The 18,631-nt window shown below is 47.7% G+C and carries 17 protein-coding genes and 2 tRNA genes; 13 read left to right on the top strand and 6 right to left on the bottom strand.

All coding sequences use genetic code 11. The features are described from left to right. Positions 1 to 129: 129 nt before the first annotated feature. Complete coding sequence (locus ACXAD4_RS06500; protein WP_475239774.1) at positions 130 to 435, top strand: helix-turn-helix transcriptional regulator; 306 nt, start codon at positions 130 to 132, stop codon at positions 433 to 435. Between the two features lie 81 nt (positions 436 to 516). Here the strand turns inward: ACXAD4_RS06500 and ACXAD4_RS06505 are convergent, their stop codons facing one another. The 4 genes from ACXAD4_RS06505 to ACXAD4_RS06520 form a co-directional block, all read right to left on the bottom strand. Next, positions 517 to 816 carry a helix-turn-helix transcriptional regulator gene (locus ACXAD4_RS06505; RefSeq protein ID WP_475239777.1) on the bottom strand — a complete coding sequence of 100 codons (300 nt, stop codon included), beginning with the start codon at positions 814 to 816 and terminating at the stop codon, positions 517 to 519. Positions 817 to 1,102: 286 nt separating this feature from the next. After that, entirely contained in the window at positions 1,103 to 1,951 is an 849-nt protein-coding gene (locus ACXAD4_RS06510) for an SIS domain-containing protein (RefSeq protein WP_475239779.1), read from the bottom strand. 91 nt (positions 1,952 to 2,042) lie between these two features. Further along, positions 2,043 to 3,494 carry a glycoside hydrolase family 32 protein gene (locus ACXAD4_RS06515; protein ID WP_475239781.1) on the bottom strand — a complete coding sequence of 484 codons (1,452 nt, stop codon included), beginning with the start codon at positions 3,492 to 3,494 and terminating at the stop codon, positions 2,043 to 2,045. Positions 3,495 to 3,533: 39 nt separating this feature from the next. Continuing rightward, complete coding sequence (locus ACXAD4_RS06520) at positions 3,534 to 4,925, bottom strand: sucrose-specific PTS transporter subunit IIBC (RefSeq protein WP_475239782.1); 1,392 nt, start codon at positions 4,923 to 4,925, stop codon at positions 3,534 to 3,536. 252 nt (positions 4,926 to 5,177) lie between these two features. Between ACXAD4_RS06520 and rpiB the strand changes: the two genes are divergently transcribed. After that, positions 5,178 to 5,627: a ribose 5-phosphate isomerase B gene (gene rpiB / locus ACXAD4_RS06525; protein WP_107297574.1), complete on the top strand. Its 450-nt coding sequence runs from the start codon at positions 5,178 to 5,180 to the stop codon at positions 5,625 to 5,627. Next, positions 5,620 to 6,291: a ribulose-phosphate 3-epimerase gene (rpe, locus tag ACXAD4_RS06530; protein ID WP_475239785.1), complete on the top strand. Its 672-nt coding sequence runs from the start codon at positions 5,620 to 5,622 to the stop codon at positions 6,289 to 6,291. Before rpiB ends, rpe begins: the two co-directional genes overlap by 8 nt. Before the next feature lie 79 nt (positions 6,292 to 6,370). Here the strand turns inward: rpe and ACXAD4_RS06535 are convergent, their stop codons facing one another. Continuing rightward, positions 6,371 to 7,393: a PTS sugar transporter subunit IIC gene (locus ACXAD4_RS06535; RefSeq protein WP_475239786.1), complete on the bottom strand. Its 1,023-nt coding sequence runs from the start codon at positions 7,391 to 7,393 to the stop codon at positions 6,371 to 6,373. A gap of 959 nt (positions 7,394 to 8,352) precedes the next feature. On the opposite strand from ACXAD4_RS06535, the gene ACXAD4_RS06540 reads away from it, so the two are divergent. From ACXAD4_RS06540 to nspC, 3 genes are all read left to right on the top strand, one after another. Continuing rightward, positions 8,353 to 11,250 carry a diaminobutyrate--2-oxoglutarate transaminase family protein gene (locus tag ACXAD4_RS06540; RefSeq protein ID WP_475239788.1) on the top strand — a complete coding sequence of 966 codons (2,898 nt, stop codon included), beginning with the start codon at positions 8,353 to 8,355 and terminating at the stop codon, positions 11,248 to 11,250. A 70-nt stretch (positions 11,251 to 11,320) separates the two neighbouring features. Then, positions 11,321 to 12,565, top strand: a complete 1,245-nt coding sequence (locus tag ACXAD4_RS06545) for a carboxynorspermidine synthase (protein ID WP_475239791.1) — start codon at positions 11,321 to 11,323, stop codon at positions 12,563 to 12,565. Between the two features lie 206 nt (positions 12,566 to 12,771). After that, on the top strand, positions 12,772 to 13,911 hold the full coding sequence (gene nspC, locus ACXAD4_RS06550) for a carboxynorspermidine decarboxylase (RefSeq protein WP_475239793.1): 1,140 nt from the start codon (positions 12,772 to 12,774) through the stop codon (positions 13,909 to 13,911). A gap of 63 nt (positions 13,912 to 13,974) precedes the next feature. On the opposite strand, the gene ACXAD4_RS06555 is transcribed toward nspC, so the two are convergent. Then, complete coding sequence (locus ACXAD4_RS06555; protein ID WP_475239795.1) at positions 13,975 to 14,790, bottom strand: hypothetical protein; 816 nt, start codon at positions 14,788 to 14,790, stop codon at positions 13,975 to 13,977. A gap of 261 nt (positions 14,791 to 15,051) precedes the next feature. On the opposite strand from ACXAD4_RS06555, the gene ACXAD4_RS06560 reads away from it, so the two are divergent. From ACXAD4_RS06560 to ACXAD4_RS06590, 7 genes are all read left to right on the top strand, one after another. Next, positions 15,052 to 15,125, top strand: a tRNA-Cys gene (locus ACXAD4_RS06560). A gap of 3 nt (positions 15,126 to 15,128) precedes the next feature. Beyond that, positions 15,129 to 15,204 (top strand) — tRNA-Gly (locus tag ACXAD4_RS06565). Between the two features lie 174 nt (positions 15,205 to 15,378). Next, on the top strand, positions 15,379 to 16,128 hold the full coding sequence (locus tag ACXAD4_RS06570; RefSeq protein WP_475239798.1) for a 5-oxoprolinase subunit PxpA: 750 nt from the start codon (positions 15,379 to 15,381) through the stop codon (positions 16,126 to 16,128). Beyond that, a complete protein-coding gene (gene pxpB, locus ACXAD4_RS06575) occupies positions 16,115 to 16,840 on the top strand; it encodes a 5-oxoprolinase subunit PxpB (RefSeq protein WP_475239800.1) in 726 nt (241 codons plus the stop codon). Before ACXAD4_RS06570 ends, pxpB begins: the two co-directional genes overlap by 14 nt. Beyond that, positions 16,822 to 17,769 carry a 5-oxoprolinase subunit C family protein gene (locus tag ACXAD4_RS06580; protein ID WP_475239802.1) on the top strand — a complete coding sequence of 316 codons (948 nt, stop codon included), beginning with the start codon at positions 16,822 to 16,824 and terminating at the stop codon, positions 17,767 to 17,769. Before pxpB ends, ACXAD4_RS06580 begins: the two co-directional genes overlap by 19 nt. A 35-nt stretch (positions 17,770 to 17,804) precedes the next feature. After that, complete coding sequence (locus tag ACXAD4_RS06585; protein ID WP_475239804.1) at positions 17,805 to 18,383, top strand: gamma-glutamylcyclotransferase family protein; 579 nt, start codon at positions 17,805 to 17,807, stop codon at positions 18,381 to 18,383. Next, on the top strand, positions 18,367 to 18,618 hold the full coding sequence (locus tag ACXAD4_RS06590; RefSeq protein ID WP_475239807.1) for a hypothetical protein: 252 nt from the start codon (positions 18,367 to 18,369) through the stop codon (positions 18,616 to 18,618). Before ACXAD4_RS06585 ends, ACXAD4_RS06590 begins: the two co-directional genes overlap by 17 nt. The last annotated feature ends 13 nt before the right edge of the window (positions 18,619 to 18,631 follow it).

Raw genomic sequence — 18,631 nt, forward strand, 5'->3', positions numbered from 1 at the left:
TCGAATGAAAGTATAATTCCTTCACATTAAGAATGTTTTGTACTCACATTCATTCTACACCACATGGTGACAATTAATTGCTTTCAATCGGAGTGTTTGGAAGTAATGAAAATAAATCGGTAAGGATAGATGCAACTTAATAACTATGAACCTGAGTTTTTAGCCCACAGAATTAAAACTCTTCGTGAGTTTCGTGGTAAAACACAAATTCAGGTAGCCAAATGTATTAATGTTTCAAGAAGGACCTACATTGACATAGAGTCAAACAAATCAGATATTAAGCTATCAACGCTGTATCGAATTTGTAATTGCCTGAAGTGCGAAATTACCGATGTGCTGGGAATTTCAAAAAAAGGCAATGACTCAATGATGGGTAATCGAATTATTGAAATCTTTGAAAATAATGGCTTGATGGTTGTCAATAACCCGAAGTAACTTATTCTGTGATAGCCAAGATAAGCAAATAGGGCATGTGCCAATATGTTATCCTGGCTGCTTTTTACAGCTTGTCTACACCTATCTATTGGTGTCAATAAGTGCTATCCCGCCTTCTGAGAGCATGGTTACTATCTCGTCACATGATAAATGGGGGTGGCTTGGCTCATGTAAAAGTTCATTCACGTTACAGCCCAGGCAGTCAGCGATCATAAGCAATGTTTTTACCTTTAGAGAGGTCTTGTTTGATTCTATATCTAGAATCGTTTTTCTCGATACCCCAATACATTGAGCTATTTCTGACTGAGTAAATCCTTTTATCTCCCTGTATTGCTTGATATTAAATGCGATTACTTCACAGTAGTAATCATAAGTTAGCATTGTAGTGGTCCTTGCTGAATACGGATGCTGACTAAAAAAATTGATTCCGTGTTATAGAATTATAGTGTTTGTTATTTTACGAATTATTATATTTGCTCATCATAATTTGTATATTAAAAATAAAACAAATTCACCATGAATGGTAAGAAGTGCTACTTGGTTATCTCAATGTCATTAATTATCTACAGAAAGTAATAATTACTGCACGTCGAAATTAGTATTGTTTTAGGAAAAGAAACCCCACATTTACCCTGTGGGGTTAGGAAAGGAAATACTGAAATGACAACTATCGGTGAAGGAGAGCTACAGCTTTGGTCGTTTTATCAAGGTTCTCGTCAACGAGCTCTGGGATCTTGCCGGCGATAGTGGCGTATAAGCTATCAATCATTGCCAGCTTTACTAAACGCGCGGTCCCGTTTTTGCCCAGCAGGGGTTCAGGAGAGGCTGGGGCATACAACGGATAGTCAGAAAGCTGAGAAAGTTCAGCATGGTAGTTATTGGTGATGGATATGATTTTGGCACCAGACTGTTTGGCCAAGCGGACAGCATCCATCAGATCAACGGTTTGGCCAGAGTGTGAGACAACCAATACCACATCGTTACTGCTCAGTACGCTGGCAGACATGAGCATTAGATGTCTATCGCGCGGCACTGATGCACGCATGCCAAATCGTAATAGTTTATGCTGAAAGTCTTCACAGATAATGGTTGAGCCGCCAGCGGCATAGAGTTCGATATTCCTGGCATTGACGATGGCATCTGCTGCCGCGCTGACCATTTTGGCATCAACGAAATTGAGGATCTCTGTTAGGGCATTGATAGAATTCTGCAGCACCTTGGTGATGATCTGCTCGCATGAATCGTCTGGCTCCAACTGTTCACTTGCTAGGAAACTATCAGACTGGTGCTGGGCATTAAGGGCATCTTTCAGTTGCTTGAAACCACTGAAGCCAAGCTTTTTCGATACTTTGACGATTAAGGCAGTAGATACTCCCAGACGCTCGGCAACTTCTTTGATAGACGTCGACTTTTGTAAAAAGTGCGGCTTTAAGAAGTTTTCCGCGATCGATTGCTCGGTACGAGTGAGCGAGGGAAGGCGCATGCGAATATTTGGAATTACTTGGTTAAGATCCACGGACAGTATCATTCCTTTTGAAGCAATCGCATCATTATACATAGGGACCCTCGATTAGTCATGGAGGCTGCTCGGTGCAGCCCCCTTTGGATTAGGCCGATAATTGCCAATGTGTTGCCGTTATCTCTTTATTGCTAGTAAGCGCAAAGCCAATATTTTTCTCTTCATCTAACCCGAGGCCAAAGAAGCGCGAAGTAGAAACAGCAATACCACCGTTGATAAATACTTCAATCGAAGAATGATCACGGAGCAGGCGAAGTGAATTGACGGCTCCCTGCCAAGCTACAGACTCCCATTCTTCGGTCTTGAGATTTTTACGCCAGGTGACAAGCCCGGTTTGGTTGGACTCAATGTAGAAATCGTTAGCGATTTCCAATTTGATGTCTGCGTCATCTAAGTTTTCGAGAACCAATTCGGCAGATAAACCGATGAATTGTTGCTTTAGCCCAGTGAAGCTTTGCTGATCTTGGCGAAGGCTTTCAAGTTCTTTAGCCGGTGTTTGTACTAGGGTATTGTCACGGATAGTCAGTTCGCGAGCGCAGGTCATCTGGTGGATCCAGCCCAGTTCGATAGTCGGTTGGTAAGACTCGAATTCGTCAGGTTTCCCCATCCAGCCAAACAAAATGCGACGGCCAGACTCATCTTCGAAGGTCTGCGGAGCGTAGAAATCGAAACCATGATCCATCAAGACACCGTTGCCGTGCTCGAAGGTCGCTGCCTGGTGATCGAAATCACCGATATGGTAGGTCACATCAAAGGTTTCGACTTTCTTGTCACCCTTATCAATCCAATTTTTCGGGCAGGTGATAAGCACATGCTTTTCAGCGAGTGGGAACAGATCGGGGCACTCGAGCATGAAGTCATCGGATTGCTGGTTGCCTACGCCATCGCCAAAGATCTCGCCGATCATTTCCCAGTTGTTAAGATCGTCAGAACGATAAGCCAATACCTTGCCGCGGTAATCGAGATCTTCGGCGCCGAGAACCATGTAATACGCATCTTGGTATTGCCAGACTTTAGGATCACGGACATGGCCGCTATAGCCTTCTGGGAGGGATAACACAATACCTTGCTTCTCGACCTGTTTGCCCGCTTCGAGAGTCGCCCGGCATTGGTAAGCGGTTCTTCCGCCTTGCTCAAATTTGACATTGCCGGTGTAGAAAAGCTCTAGCTTGCCGTCGACCACCAAGCCAGAACCGGAATAACAACCATGGGTTTCGAAGTGCTCTGTTGGCGCAAGTGCAAGCGGTTGATGTGACCAGTTGATCAAATCTTTACTGGTTGCATGCCCCCAAGCTTTGGCTCCGTGCTGGCACGCTTTTGGGTTCCACTGGTAGAAAAGATGGAATTCCCCGTTGAAATGGGCCAGCCCATTAGGATCGTTGAGTAAGCCAAACTGTGGAGCGAAGTGCCAAGCCGGGCGGAACGGATCATTGTTTGACTGTGATGACATGTTCATGGCTATGGCGAGTACGTCATTGATGTATTGCTGATCTGCAGTAGCAGTAGCAGTAGCAGTAGCAGTAGCTGTAGCTGTCTTCATTGGATCTCCAAAGCCCCCAGTATGGGGGCTTCTAATTATTTATTTATCAAGCATCTTGTCTGAGTAACCGAACATCCAAGTTAAGGTGAATGCGGTTGCGATGGCGATGGCATTGACGGCTAGGTAACCAAGCATCTGGCCATTGAGGTACAACAGAGCACCTGGGATAACCGTGATGGCCATACCGGTCGCCTTGAGGCCAAACATGACAGCGAAGAATCCACCTACGGCACCGCCGATTAAGCCCATGATGAATGGTTTGAAGAAGCGAAGGTTGACACCGTATAGCGCAGGTTCGGTAATGCCCAGGAAGGCTGATAGCGAAGAAGGCATAGCCAGAGCCTTGAGCTTTGTGTCTTTGGTTTTCAGGCCGACTGCCAAACATGCCGCACCTTGAGCGGCAATCGCTGCAGTAATGATTGCGTTGAATTCATTGGCACCTGTGTTAGTCAGCAATTGGATTTCAAGTAGATTGAAGATGTGGTGAACACCTGTCATTACAACAATCTGCTGGAAGCCACCAATCAAGATCCCGCTTAGGCCAAATGGCAGGTCAAGCATGAACTGTGTTGCCGACAGGATAACCAGCTCCAGCCAATGGAAGATTGGACCGATAACAAACAGCGATGCAGTGATCATGATCAGCAGGGTAAGGAAAGGAGTGACTACCAAGTCCAATGCTTCAGGCACGATGTTGCGGATCCGGCGTTCGAGCTTCGCCCCTATCATACCGGCAATGAAAGCAGGGATAACCGAGCCTTGGTAGCCGAGTACCGGGATAAAGCCGAAGAACATGAGTGGATCCAGTTCCCCGGAGGCAACCAGCCAGGCATTCGGCAGTGCAGGGGAAACCAGCATCATACCCAGCACTAGGCCAATAAGTGGCGTTCCGCCGAACACGCGTGCAGCTGACCAAGCAATCAGTGCCGGTAGGAAGATAAACGCAGTATCCGTTAGGATTTGGGTATAAAGCACGAAGTTTTGCGGGATAGTCTCCGGCGTTAGGCCAAATAGCCCCAAAATTTCTTCTTGCATCAGCAAGCCGCGCAGACCCATGAACAGGCCTGTCGCCACAAGTGCAGGAATAATTGGAACGAATACATCACCAAAGGTACGGATAGCACGTTGGAAAGCCGTCCCCTGTTTTTCAGCAGCTTTTCGTTGTTGGTCTTTATTCGCTACTGTTAATTTCAACCCTTCAATGGCTTCAAATACGCGGTTGACGGTACCTGTACCAAAGATAATTTGGTATTGGCCACTATTAAAAAAGGCGCCTTTTACTTTCTCCGTATCTTCAATGCGCTTTTTATCAATCTTGTTTTCATCTGCCACCATAACGCGTAAGCGTGTGGCGCAGTGCGCTACGGAAACAATATTATCTGCTCCGCCGAGGGAGCCGACAATCTCTTCGGCAATCATTGAATATGACATCTTGTCTACCCTTCACAGTCATTGGTTAACTCCCTATTAAATTATCAGCCAAAAGTCGCTTTAACATCGATCCAAGTCACAGAAAAAACAATTTTGTGAATTTTTTATTTTTGTGAATTTTTTCGTGAACTTTTAATTTGTTTTAATTCAGTTGTTTATATTTATAAATGGTATTCCGTAAAATTTAATGTGTTTACAGTGGTAAATTATTTTGTAAACTATGGCCAGGTTTAGTTATCAGTGAGAGCAAAAATGAAAATCGCTATCGGTTGTGACCACGTAGGCATTGAACATAAAGATCTAGTAATCAGTCATTTAGAAAGCAAAGGCATTGAAGTTGAAGACTTTGGTGCATTTACAACTGAACGAACGGATTACCCGCAATACGGTTTGGCTGTGGCTGAAGCTGTGGTGGGTAAGCAAGCTGACCTGGGTATTTTGATTTGTGGTACAGGTGTTGGCATTTCACTGTCGGCGAACAAAGTTCCGGGTATTCGTGCAGTGGTTTGTAGCGACCCTTATACAGCTCAGCTTTCTAAAGAGCACAACAACACGAATATCTTGGCGTTTGGTTCACGTGTGATCGGTATTGAGTTGGCGAAGATGATCATTGATAACTGGCTGAATGCTGAATTTGAAGGTGGCCGTCACCAGAACCGCATTAACCAAATCGCTGCAATTGAGGAGAAGTACCATGGCTAAGTTTTGCCCTTCAATGATGTGTGTGGATTTTTCTAAGTTGGCCCAAGAGCTGAAAGAGTTAGAAAAAGCCAATGTGGATATGCTTCATATTGACGTGATGGATGGTCACTTTGTTCCGAACTTTGCGTTGGGCCCAGAAGACATCAAAGCGATCCGCGAATTGAGTGATATCGATTATGATGTGCACCTGATGCTTTCAAACCCGGATCAGTTTATCGACCTGTTTGCTTCGCTAGGCCCTAAGCTGATGTATGTTCATGCGGAGGCGCCACCACATCTACACCGTACACTGGGGAATATCCAGGCCAAAGGTATCCAGTCGGGGTTGGCGATTAACCCTGGCACGCCATTGAGTACGATTGAAGATGTGTTGGATGTGACTGATGTTGTGTTGGTGATGTCTGTGAACCCTGGATTTGCTGGTCAGGCATTCATTCCAAATGCCTATAGCCGTATCGAACGTATCATTTCGATGATTGAAGAGCAGGGTGTGAATACCAAAATTGCCATTGATGGTGCAATTAGCCCTGAAGTGATTGAAAAGCTGCAAGACAAGGTTGAATACTTTGTCCTAGGTACTGCAGGCCTATTCGGCAAAGAGAAGAGCTACGCCGAAACCATGGGCGATCTACGTACATTAGGCCAGCAAAGTGTAGCGGCATAATCACAAGCCCCTATGGCCATTTATTGAAAGACCCGCTAGCCAATGACCCCTTGGGTATAGGCTAGCGGGTTTTTACGTATTAGCCGTTTGCAAAGTGCTGCAGAGGTATACGCTCAGCCAGTAGCTTATTGTAGATACGGTTACCGATAACGCCGCCTGCCAACCCGGCAATGGCAGCGGCAACGGTTGCCATTAGCAGGGTATGTGGTTCATTGAAAGCAATAGAGGCGAGTAAACCCGGTATTGGCGCGGCACTACCCGGGGCATCATTGATGATACCGAAGTAGGCAGCGATGACCCCGGCCAATGCGCCACCGATAAAATTAGACATAAATATTGGGACAGGGTTTCTTGTCACTATGTGGGCTTGGGTCAGTGGTTCAAGCATTACACTGATGGTGTTACTGGACTTACCAAGTTTGAGTGAGTGGAATATATAACCATTAGTAAATGAGCCACCGACACAGGCGATCGCTGCTATGCCCATTGGCAAGCCTGTTAATCCCAGCATTGCGGTCAATGCCATTGAACTCAGTGGTGAAGTACATACCATTTTGATCAGGCCACCGAGCAAGAAGCCCATGGCGATAGGTGAGAGCAACGTGGCCTCGGTGATCATACTGGCTAAGGTACCCATTAAGACTTCTAGTCCAGGGCTAATGAATATTCCGACCAACCTAGCAAGGGGGGCGAGGGTAAGCACCCCAAGTATGACATCTACCCCTTCTGGCAGGTACTTCTTGAACTGCGGGGCTGCGAAAGAGAACAGGTAGCCAACAATAAAGCCTTCCAAGATACCGAGATTGGCCATGGCCAGCCCAGTTACGATGGCATAGACAGGCTGAACACCCATTCGCAGCATAACCAGTGTGGCTGCAGCTATACCCCCCATACCACCGACCATATTCCCGAAATCGGCCAGGTAGCTAATACCGAGTAGGTTACCCATGACATATTTATGTATGGCTTCAACCAAGAAAGTGGCAATGGCGGCATCGGCCAGCCCACTCATCGCAGCGCTGCCGTTTGGGGCCTTGAAGCTAAACAACGAAAAAAGGCACAGTGCGCCGAGCAGGGCGGCGACACCCATCAAGATTTCCATAATCATTCCTTGTTAATCAAAACTGGATTGGAGAACTAAACGAGAAATCAGCAGGGGCCGGGATCGGGAATAGAGAGGAGTTGGTGATGTTTAAGAATAGAAAAGTAGGTGCTGAACAGACCGTTAGCAACAGCTTGAACTCAGGGTTGGGTTCCAGAGGGAGGGGAAAACAGAACAATGTGTCTCATAGGCCTTCCTTAGTAACAGCAATATTCCGCTCAAACAGTAGCATATGAATCTGGGTAATTTGGTGAGCCGCTTCATGTTATGCTGGTATTTGGTGAATTATTGGGTGTTTTGTTCTGATGTTGTAAATTTATTGGTCAACGATCGCGAAGTTAGATTTTGACACATAATTCAATTAAATATTTCTGGCATACACATATCGGGTGTGTTACTTTTCTGCGCAATCTCAGACAGACATTTCTGAGGCACACTGTATCAAGCGGTATTCGGGCTGATTGCCCCTTGATACGCCGTAGGTACTAGCCTGATTAGGGTTAGTAGAAGGGCATTGATAATGCAGACCTGTAGAAAGAACACAGGCGCATATTGAAGGAACCCAACTGTGAATACTATTACGCTAAAAACTCTAATCAGCTTTGTCTTACCCAACTGCAGTATTATTACTGAGCCTTGATCTTCCTGATCACATTCACTGGTTTATAACTTTCTGATCGCATTCTGTCGTTGTTGACGAGTGGCGCCTTGGCAAACGTTTGTCTGGCTAATCAGTTTGTTTTCGGTCACGCCGATCGCGCAAGCAATCGGTTGTTTATAGTCAATGCATCTATGCAACTTGGCAAGATGCTACTGTGCCGGACCTTGATACCTTCTCCAGTTCTCGCTTAATCACTCCGTTATTCTCGGGGTGTTTGTTGTGCTGAACCAAAATTATTTTTGACATTGTTATCAATGGAGAAAGGGCAAGGGGTGCAGTGTTTCAAATGGAAAAGAACATGAGTAATGTGTTTGACCTTGACGAGCTAAAACTCGCGTCGAATGTACCTGTTGTCAATGGTGTTTATGACCTAACACCAGACGAGTTGCTGCTTAGTCAAGAGCATTATGAATCCGAAGTGCGATCGTATCCACGTCGTCTGCCTCTGGCTATTGCCAAGGCTTCAGGTGCGCTAGTCGAAGACAGCCGTGGCCAATTGTTCCTGGACTGCCTCGCTGGTGCCGGTACGTTGGCGATGGGATACAACCACCCTGAAATTAACCAGGCAATTGTTGATCAATTGCAAGCAGGCCTGCCATACCAGACACTGGATATTACTACGCCGGTGAAAGATAAGTTCATCAAAGAGTTGATGAACTTCTTGCCTGATGAGTTTGCCAAAAATGCCCGTATCCAGTTCTGTGGTCCATCGGGTGCCGATGCCGTAGAAGCAGCAATCAAATTGGCGAAGCAAACCACAGGCCGTAATACTATGGCGGCTTTCCACGGTGCTTACCACGGTATGACCAACGGCACCATGGCGATGATGGGTAACCTAGGTACCAAGGCGCGCCGCCAAGGTCTGATGGCTGATGTTCATTTCCTACCTTTCCCATACAGCCTACGCTGCCCGTTTGGCATCCACGGCGATGAAGGTGCGAAGCAAACGCTTCGTTACATCGAGCGCATGCTCAATGACGATGAAAGTGGCGTGCAAAAGCCTGCGGCTATCATTGTTGAGCCAGTACAGGGCGAGGGCGGTGTGATCCCGGCTCCGGCATTCTGGCTACGCGAGCTACGCCGTATTACACAAGAGCACGGCATCCTGCTGATCTTTGATGAGATCCAGTGTGGTATCGGTAAGACCGGCTCTAACTTTGCCTTCGAAGAGTCAGGCATTACGCCTGATATCCTGTGTTTGTCTAAAGCTGTCGGTGGCGGTTTGCCAATGTCGGTGCTTATCTTTGATAAGTCGATTGACACTTGGAAGCCGGGCGAGCACACAGGCACTTTCCGCGGAAACCAGCTAGCGATGGCTACAGGTGCGAAAGCGCTTGAGATTATCCGTCGTGACAACTTAGTGGAACACGCGCACAAAGCTGGCCAATACCTACGCGAAGGCTTGGAGCGTATTGCTCAGTACACCGACTGTATCGCTGAAGTACGCGGTAAAGGTTTGATGCTGGGTATCGAAATCTGTAAGCCTGATGGTTCTAAGAACAAGTTCGGTGAGCCGGAGGCTGATCCTGAGCTGACTATTGCTATCCAGCGCGCAGCGCTTGAGCGCGGTCTGATCATTGAAAAAGGCGGACGTCAGGGCTCTGTACTGCGTTTCCTACCGCCGCTGATCATCTCCTACGAGCAGCTTGATTTTGCCATTGATGCACTGAGCAAGGCCATTATTGCAACGGCAGGACCAGCTAAAGTAAAAGAGCCAGTGATTGCAGAAGCTGCGGATTGGCGCAACCACTTCATCCATACCGGTAAAGGCGGTGCGGATACTTTCGAAGCGGCCTTGAACCAGACTACGCAAGTGCTGAAAAACGTATTCGAAAATACCAAGACACCATACTCTGGTATGGATCCTCAGCAGCTAAAAACCATGATCAACAACATTGATCTGGATAACCAGCAAATGCCTTTGGACTTGGTGATCGAGCAAACCGGTGAGCTAATTGCCAAGAACTCTATCGTGGTCCAGCACCCGCACTGTATTGCGCACCTGCACACACCACCTTTGCTTCCGGCAGTGGCTGCAGAAGCTTTCATTGCTGCCCTTAACCAGTCAATGGACTCTTGGGATCAGGCAAGCGCGGCAACATTTGTTGAGCAGAAAGTAGTGGATTGGCTGTGTGAGCTGTACCAGCTAGGTGCTCAAGCAGACGGCGTGTTTACTAGTGGCGGTACGCAATCAAACCTAATGGGCTTGTTGCTGGCTCGCGATTGGGCGGCAGATACTATCTCTGGCCACAATATCCAGAAGCAAGGCCTACCAGATTACGCAGGCAAAATGCGTATCCTGTGCTCGAAGAAATCTCACTTCACGGTTCAGAAATCAGCGTCTCTGATGGGGTTGGGTGAAAATGCCGTAGTTACAGTAGATACCAACCCTGACGGTACCATCAAGCTAGCGTCTTTGGTTAATACTATTGAAACCCTGAAGAACGACGGTTTGTTGCCGTTTGCAATGGTGGGTACGGCAGGTACGACTGACCACGGTGCAATTGATGATCTGACAGGCATGGCAGATGTTGCCCAGCAGCACAACCTGTGGCTGCACGTTGATGGCGCGTACGGTGGTGCGTTGATTTTGAGCCGCCACAAGACTCGCCTGCACGGTATCGAGAAGGCCGACTCTGTGAGTGTCGACTTTCACAAACTGTTCTACCAGCCAATCAGCTGTGGTGCGGTGCTGATCAAAGACAAAGAGAACTTCAAGTACCTGCTCCACCATGCAGATTACCTGAACCGTGAAGATGATTTGTTGCCAAACTTGGTCGACAAATCCATCGCGACCACCAAACGCTTCGACGCTTTGAAAGTGTTGATGACGATGCAGTGTGTTGGCCCTCAGTTACTGGGTGCGATGTACGACCACCTTCTGAACCAGACCCAACAGGTCGCAGACATGATTAACCAGTCGGCAGAGTTTGAACTGCTGGCGGATCCGGCTCTATCTACTGTGTTGTTCCGTTACATCGGCAACAACGAAGAGTCGGCATTAGATGGAATTAATAAACAACTACGCATTGATGCACTTGTTGAAGGCAAGGCAGTACTGGGTGAAACCGTGGTAGATGGCAAAGTGGCCCTCAAGTTCACGATTTTGAACCCATGTCTGACCCTGTCTGATTTTGAATCATTACTAACAGAAATCAACCTGGTTGCAGCTCAAGCTGAGCGCAAACTAGGTTAATAAACAGGTACGGCACAGCACGTGAAATCGCTGTGCCGGAACACTCATTAATTAGATGGAATAAATAGAAATGGCAATTCTACAGATTGGTGCTGGTGGTGTTGGCTGGGTAGTTGCACATAAAGCAGCTCAGAATAACGAAGTTCTTGGTGATATCACGATTGCATCACGCACAATCGGCAAGTGTGAAAAAATCATTGAGTCAATCAAGAAAAAGAACAACTTGAAAGACCCATCCAAGAAACTAGAAGCACGTGCGGTAAATGCCGACGACGTTGATGCGCTAGTAGCACTGATCAAAGAAGTTCAGCCTGATCTTGTGATCAACGCTGGTCCTCCATGGGTAAACATGACTATCATGGAAGCTTGTTACCAAGCGAAGGTCTCTTACCTAGATACGTCTGTAGCCGTAGACCTATGCTCTGAAGGCCAGCAAGTACCACAAGCGTACGACTGGCAGTGGGGCTACCGTGAGAAATTCGCAGAAGCGGGTATCACAGGTATCCTAGGCGCTGGTTTCGATCCAGGCGTAGTTTCTGTGTTTGCAGCATACGCTGTGAAGCACCTGTTCGATGAAATCGACACTATTGACGTGATGGACGTTAACGCCGGTGACCACGGCAAGAAGTTCGCAACCAACTTCGACCCAGAAACCAACATGCTGGAAATCCAGGGTGACTCTTTCTACTGGGAAAACGAAGAGTGGAAACAAGTACCGTGTCACTCACGTATGCTTGAGTTCGATTTCCCACTAGTGGGCTCGCACAAAGTTTACTCAATGGCGCACGATGAAGTTCGTTCAATGCAAGAGTTCATCCCAGCTAAGCGTATCGAGTTCTGGATGGGCTTCGGTGACAAGTACCTGAACTACTTCAACTGCATGCGTGATATCGGCCTACTAAGCCCAGATCCGCTAACACTGCACGACGGTACTGTTGTTCAGCCGCTACACGTTCTTAAAGCACTGCTACCAGACCCAACATCTCTAGCTCCGGGCTACACAGGTAAAACCTGTATCGGTACTTGGGTACAGGGCAAGAAAGACGGTAAAGAGCGCAGCGTGTTCATCTACAACAATGCCGACCACGAAGTTGCTTACGAAGACGTTGAGCACCAGGCAATCTCTTACACCACCGGTGTACCAGCGATCACAGCTGCACTACAGTACTTCCGTGGCAAGTGGGCTGACAAAGGCGTGTTCAACATGGAACAGCTAGACCCAGATCCGTTCCTAGAAACCATGCCTGAAATCGGCCTAGATTGGCATGTTCAGGAGCTGGAAGTTGGCCAACCTGACATCAAAATCCTTAAGTAAGATTTAAACCTCTTATTGGATACGTAATATCAGAAGGGAGCAGCTACTGCTCCCTTCTTGGTGCAATTGACTAGGTTAGATTCATTCGATTGTTTGTTGTTTGTGATATTTTTTTGCTTTGTCCTGTCTGAACACCGTGAGTTACAAAGTAAAAAAATATTACAGGCAACAATCAGGCTGATACGACCTGAGCACGGAAAATAGTAATGACTTTCAAGAAAGAAGAATTGAAAACACCTTACTTCATGATCAATGAAGATAAGCTAATTGCCAACTTGGAAAAAGCCAAGCTGCTCAAAGAGCTTTCAGGTGTAAAACTGGTATTGGCCCTCAAGTGCTTCTCGACTTGGGGTGTGTTCGACATCATCAAGCCATACCTTGACGGTTCAACCAGTAGCGGCCCGTTTGAAGTGAAACTGGGCTACGAAACCTTCGGTGGTGAAACCCATGCTTACAGCGTTGGTTACAGCGAAGATGACGTACGTGAAGTGGCAGATATCTGCGACAAGATGATCTTTAACTCACAAAGCCAGCTAGCCGCTTACCGCCACATCGTCGAAGGCAAAGCGTCATTGGGCCTTCGCCTGAACCCAGGTGTGAGTTACGCAGGCCAAGACTTGGCAAACCCAGCTCGTCAGTTCTCCCGTTTGGGTGTACAGGCTGATCACATCAAGCCGGAAGTATTCGAGAGCCTTGATGGCGTCATGTTCCACATGAATTGTGAGAACAAAGATGTTGATGCGTTCATCGGCCTGCTTGACGCGATCTCAGAGCAGTTCGGCAGCCACCTCGACAAGCTAGACTGGGTTAGCCTTGGCGGCGGCGTATTCTTCACATGGCCAGGTTATGATATCGAGAAACTGGCGCAAGCTCTGAAAGCCTTCTCAGAGAAACACGGCGTTCAGCTCTACCTTGAGCCGGGTGAAGCGATTATCACCAAAACGACAGACCTTGTGGTTACCGTTGTTGATATCGTTGAAAACGTTAAGAAGACCGCGATTGTCGATTCAGCGACAGAAGCCCACCGCCTAGATACGCTGATCTATGATGAGCCAGCTTCTGTGCTTGAAGCTTCTGATAACGGTGAGCACGAGTACGTGATTGGTTCTTGCTCATGCCTAGCTGGCGATCAGTTCTGTGTCGCTAACTTTGAACAGCCACTAGAAATTGGCCAGAAGCTTCACATCATGGATAGCGCGGGCTACACCATGGTGAAACTGAACTGGTTCAATGGTTTGAAGATGCCATCCATCTACTGCGAGCGCAGTAGCGGTGAAATCCAAATGCTGAACGAGTTTGGCTATGAAGACTTCAAGCGCTCGTTGTCGCAGTGGTCAGTCTCTTAATAAGACATAAATACCAACAAACATGATAAAGACGCCCATTTAGTCAAAATGGGCGTTTTTTTATTAAAACCGACACCTCAGAATATTCCCGTCAGAGTCGAAAGAAACATATAACGTCTGCCAGTTCACCTTAGTATGCTCGAATGTCGCAAGGCACGTATTATTCTGGATAACGACATTGCTGCTATCACCTGCACTGATGATCACATCCAATCCTTTAATTCGTTCTGAAATGTGAGAGTTGAACTGAGCGTCATATTGGCTGAGTAGAACGATTTTGTTTCTACCTTGAGTTGCCAGCCTGTCAATAGAATGAGCTAGTACCGCCAAATCACGGGTAAGGGGGGCATCTTGCTCAGAATGCGTTTGCTTAATGAGTGACAAGTACGCGATGGACTCGCTCTCTTGCTGCTGTTCAAACACATCTGCACGGGCTTTGTTTGGGTTGTAGGCAAACACGTCAGTGTCGGATTGGGTCATACCAAAATCAATATTACTGGCAAGGATAGCTTGCTCGGCACTTTCGTTACCCTCAAGTTTATCATTGCCTGTTTTACTGGAGAGGATAGCCGTTACATACGAGAAAGCTGGGGTAAGGATGGGCTTGTCATGTAGCTGATCTGAGTAAAATGCAATGAACGCTGCGTTATTGTCAGCAGCCTTTCTTGAAGCCACACGATATTGGTGGGTTAGCCAGTACTCCGTTTTCTTCGGGGCGTACTTTTGCAGTGAAGTGTTGCTGGAGTCTTGCAGAAGATAATCAGGTGCTTGGGTAATAAAGCTGATCCCAGTCGTCATCGGCTGATGCTGTTTGGGGCTGCACGCAGTTAAGAGGCCAACAGCGAAGGCGAGTAAGCCGATGCGGGAGAGGGTAGTCATGGTCTTTTGAGATACTAAGTGTGATGAAGGTCACTATTTTCCAAGATCTCCTTGAGGTATTCAAGCATTCTAGGGAGGCAGCTTTGCTTTAATTGTTCGGGCTTATAGAGTCATCGGTTGATGAGAAAATATTCGACTTGATTTTGTTTGATTGCAAAGTGACCGCTTGGTAGTGTTTAACCAAATTTCTTGTTGACTCAATTAGCTCAATCCGTAGAATGCACCCCATACCGCAACGGGGAACACCTCGTAGGTATTGAAGGCGCGTTGGCAGAGTGGCTATGCAGCGGATTGCAAATCCGTGGACCTCGGTTCGACTCCGGGACGCGCCTCCATTTGCGACACTAGCTCAGTTGGTAGAGCGCAACCTTGCCAAGGTTGAGGTCACGAGTTCGAACCTCGTGTGTCGCTCCAAATTCAGACAAAGCCCCAGCAGAAATGCTGGGGCTTTTTCGTATCTGGTCTTCACAACTTTTCCTCATACTGTCCGCTCCGAGAACTGCTTGTTATACTTATTCGAGTAGATTTAATATCAACCACTTAGTTTGGAAATTAACAAACTATCTTTGGTGTAAGCAGGGAGCAGATATGAAACTCAATTGTGATATGGGCGAGAGCTTTGGCAGTTGGACAATGGGGAAGGATGCCGACGTCATGCCATATATCGACCTGGCCAACATTGCCTGTGGATTCCACGCCTCAGACCCAGATCATATGGCCAAGACCATACAATTGGCGGTGGAAGATAACGTCGAGATTGGTGCCCACCCAGGCTATGACGATAAGAGTGGGTTTGGGCGTCGTTCTATCCCCCACAGTGCCGAGGCCATTACCCGATTGGTCGCCTACCAAATTGGTGCGCTCGAGGCGCTTTGCCAGCTGTACGGCGGTATTGTGAGCTATGTTAAGCCTCACGGTGCACTGTACAACGACATGATGGCACAGCCTTGGATCTTCGAAGCGATTCTCAGCGCCGTTGCTGATTTAAACTCATACCGTTCCTCGCCGTTGAAACTGATGATCTTAGCCAGGCGCGATAATCAGCAATATATAGAGCTAGCATCACAGCGTAACGTAGAGTTGTTGTTCGAAGGTTTTGCCGACAGGGCTTACGATAACGAAGGCTTGCTGGTGCCCAGATCTCAAGCCGGTTCGGTTTACCATGACAGCCAGAGGATTCGCCAGCAGGTTGCTGAGCTAGCCAAAGGTAAAATAACCACCATCGACGGTAAGGTGTTAGCGCTTGAAGTCGACACGGTTTGCGTACATGGCGACAATGATGAGTCGATAGCGATGGTGCGGCAGCTTGCAGAGGATCTGGCCAATGTTCAAGGTTGAAGCCGTTTCAGAGTGCAATGCGATAGTCTATTTTGGTGATCAAATTGATCTTTCGCTTACACCAAAGATCAGCCAGTTTGTCGCCTACCTTCAGTCTTTATCGCACCCCGCTTTAATCGAGGTGATCCCTTCTTATACCTCGGTGTTGATCCAGTACCGTCCCGATATGTTGAGCTACGAGCAGCTTGCTGGTGTGCTGGCCTCTTATTCGGCACATGCAGAACAGGCCAGTAACAGTGCCGAAGATGAACTAGGGCATAGCGATTATCAGCCAAAGCTTATCTCCCTGCCTGTGTACTACGGAGCCGAAGCTGGCCCCGATTTAGCCTCAATGGCGCATGAGAAAGGGATGAGTGTTGAAGAGGTGATCCAGCGCCATAGCCAACAGGTTTATACGGTTTGTGCCATCGGGTTTGCGCCGGGTTTTGCCTTTCTTGCATCGGTTGATGAGTCCATAGTCACCCCTCGCCATAGTGAACCACGGAAGTGGGTGCCGGCTGGCAGTGTAGGTATCGCCAATCAGCAAACGGCGGTATATCCAAATGACTCACCGGGTGGGTGGCAGATTATCGGCAACTGCCCGCTGACTTTATTCCAACCCGACCAATCACCCATGACGCCTTTTCAAGTTGGCGATAAGGTGCAATTTTCACCAATATCCAAGGACGAGTTCGTAGCACAAGGAGGACAGTTATGGCCACAATGGAAGTGATCCGGCCGGGTATGCTCACTCTGATCCAAGACACTGGGCGCTATGGTGCGGGGGCACAAGGTTTGAGCCAAGGCGGAGCGGTTGATCTGCATGCGTTTTGCTGGGCTAATTATTTGCTAGCTAATGATGCCAATAGCGCGATGTTGGAAATTACGCTGGGTCAAGCTGAATTTCATGTCCTGCAAGATTGCCGCATCGCGGTGACTGGTGCGGACATGCAGCCGCAGCTAGATGGTGTCCCTCTACCCATGTGGCAAAGCATTGAGGTGAGAAAAGGACAAAGGATCGTGTTCGGTTTTGCTCGCTCGGGGCTTAGGGCATATTTGGCTGTTCAGGGCGGGTTTGATGCTCCTATGGTGCTGGGTAGCGCTGCCTGTGTACCGCGAAACCAATTGGGTGGACTACACCAAGGCAAAGGTCTCGAGGCGGGGGATCGCTTATCGGTGAATCAATTACCCGGGAAGTCATTGAAAGAGCTCGAAGGGAAGGGAGTTAGCCGCCAAGCTTCTGCTCGTTTTATTCCTGATTACAACAAAGCGATAGAGCTGCGGGTGATAGAGTCCTACCAGCAAGCGAGCTTTTCAGAGAGTGACAAGCAGCGATTTTATTCGGGGCGTTATACTGTTAGTCAGGAAACAGATCGCATGGGCTGCAAGCTGACAGGAGAGCCGATCAATGCTGATGTTGAAGGGATTGTGTCGGAAGGGATAGCACTTGGGGCGATTCAAATACCTCCCAATGGTCAACCCATTGTCTTGCTCAATGACAGACAAACACTTGGTGGCTACCCCAAGTTAGGCTGTGTTGCCCGTATTGATTTGCCAAGACTGGCTCAGGCAAGGCCAGGTACCGAAGTGATATTTAAACGTGCTACATTGGCAGAAGTCATTGAGCAATGGCAGCAGTTTTCGCGCTTTTTTGCTTTATAGCTTTGAGTGAGTGTTAGAGAGGTAATTGCAGTTCTATGTATATTTTTGGTTACGGCAGTTTGATTAACCACGCATCACGTTTGTTAACCGGGCAGGCAAAAGAAGCCCAGCCTGTTACTGTCCATGGGTTGCAGCGCCACTGGGGCAAGGTAGATGGCTCTTACCGTATTTCGCCTTTGGTGGCGGCTCTTGGAGATGGCCAATGCAATGGTGTTCTAGTGAGAGTGGATGAGAAGGCATTGCAGCAGTTTGATCACCGCGAAAGGGGCTATCGTCGCATTGAGCTTGATCCTACTCAGGTAAAGTCGCAGCAACCGCTAGTGGGTGATTTTCCTGTGTGGGTTTATACCAAGGATGACCATGAGCTCCCCTGTCAGCTTCAACCTATCATGCAGACCTATGTTGATACGGTTTTGGCCGGTTGTCTGTCAATTTCAGGCACCTTTGCCAAAACATTTGTCGAGACGACCATTGGCTGGCATCATCCTTTGGAAAATGATCGTCACCAGCCCAAATATGGTAACCATGCTGGCGTGCATGATGATCACCTCGAACATATCGATCAACTTCTGGCTCAGGTAAGAACAAAGCACCATCATGGCAAAACCGAATAAAAAAGGCCCAACCAAAACCGTTGAAATTTTCTGTGCAGGATGCAAAACCCAACTGTATAAATACCGTAAAGGTGGCAAAGGGGCGTTGGTGAAGTGCTTCAAAGAGCGGATTGTTAAAGACTTTACTCAGCAGGAAGGTGTGTGTCCTAAGTGCGAACAAGTCTTTGCCAGAGATACTTTGATTCGTGGTGCTCCAGCGCTGAAAATGATTGGCGGCAAGGTCACAATGAAATAATCAATAGTTGATA

The sequence above is a fragment of the Photobacterium sp. AWH4_225 genome, assembly GCF_056158405.1.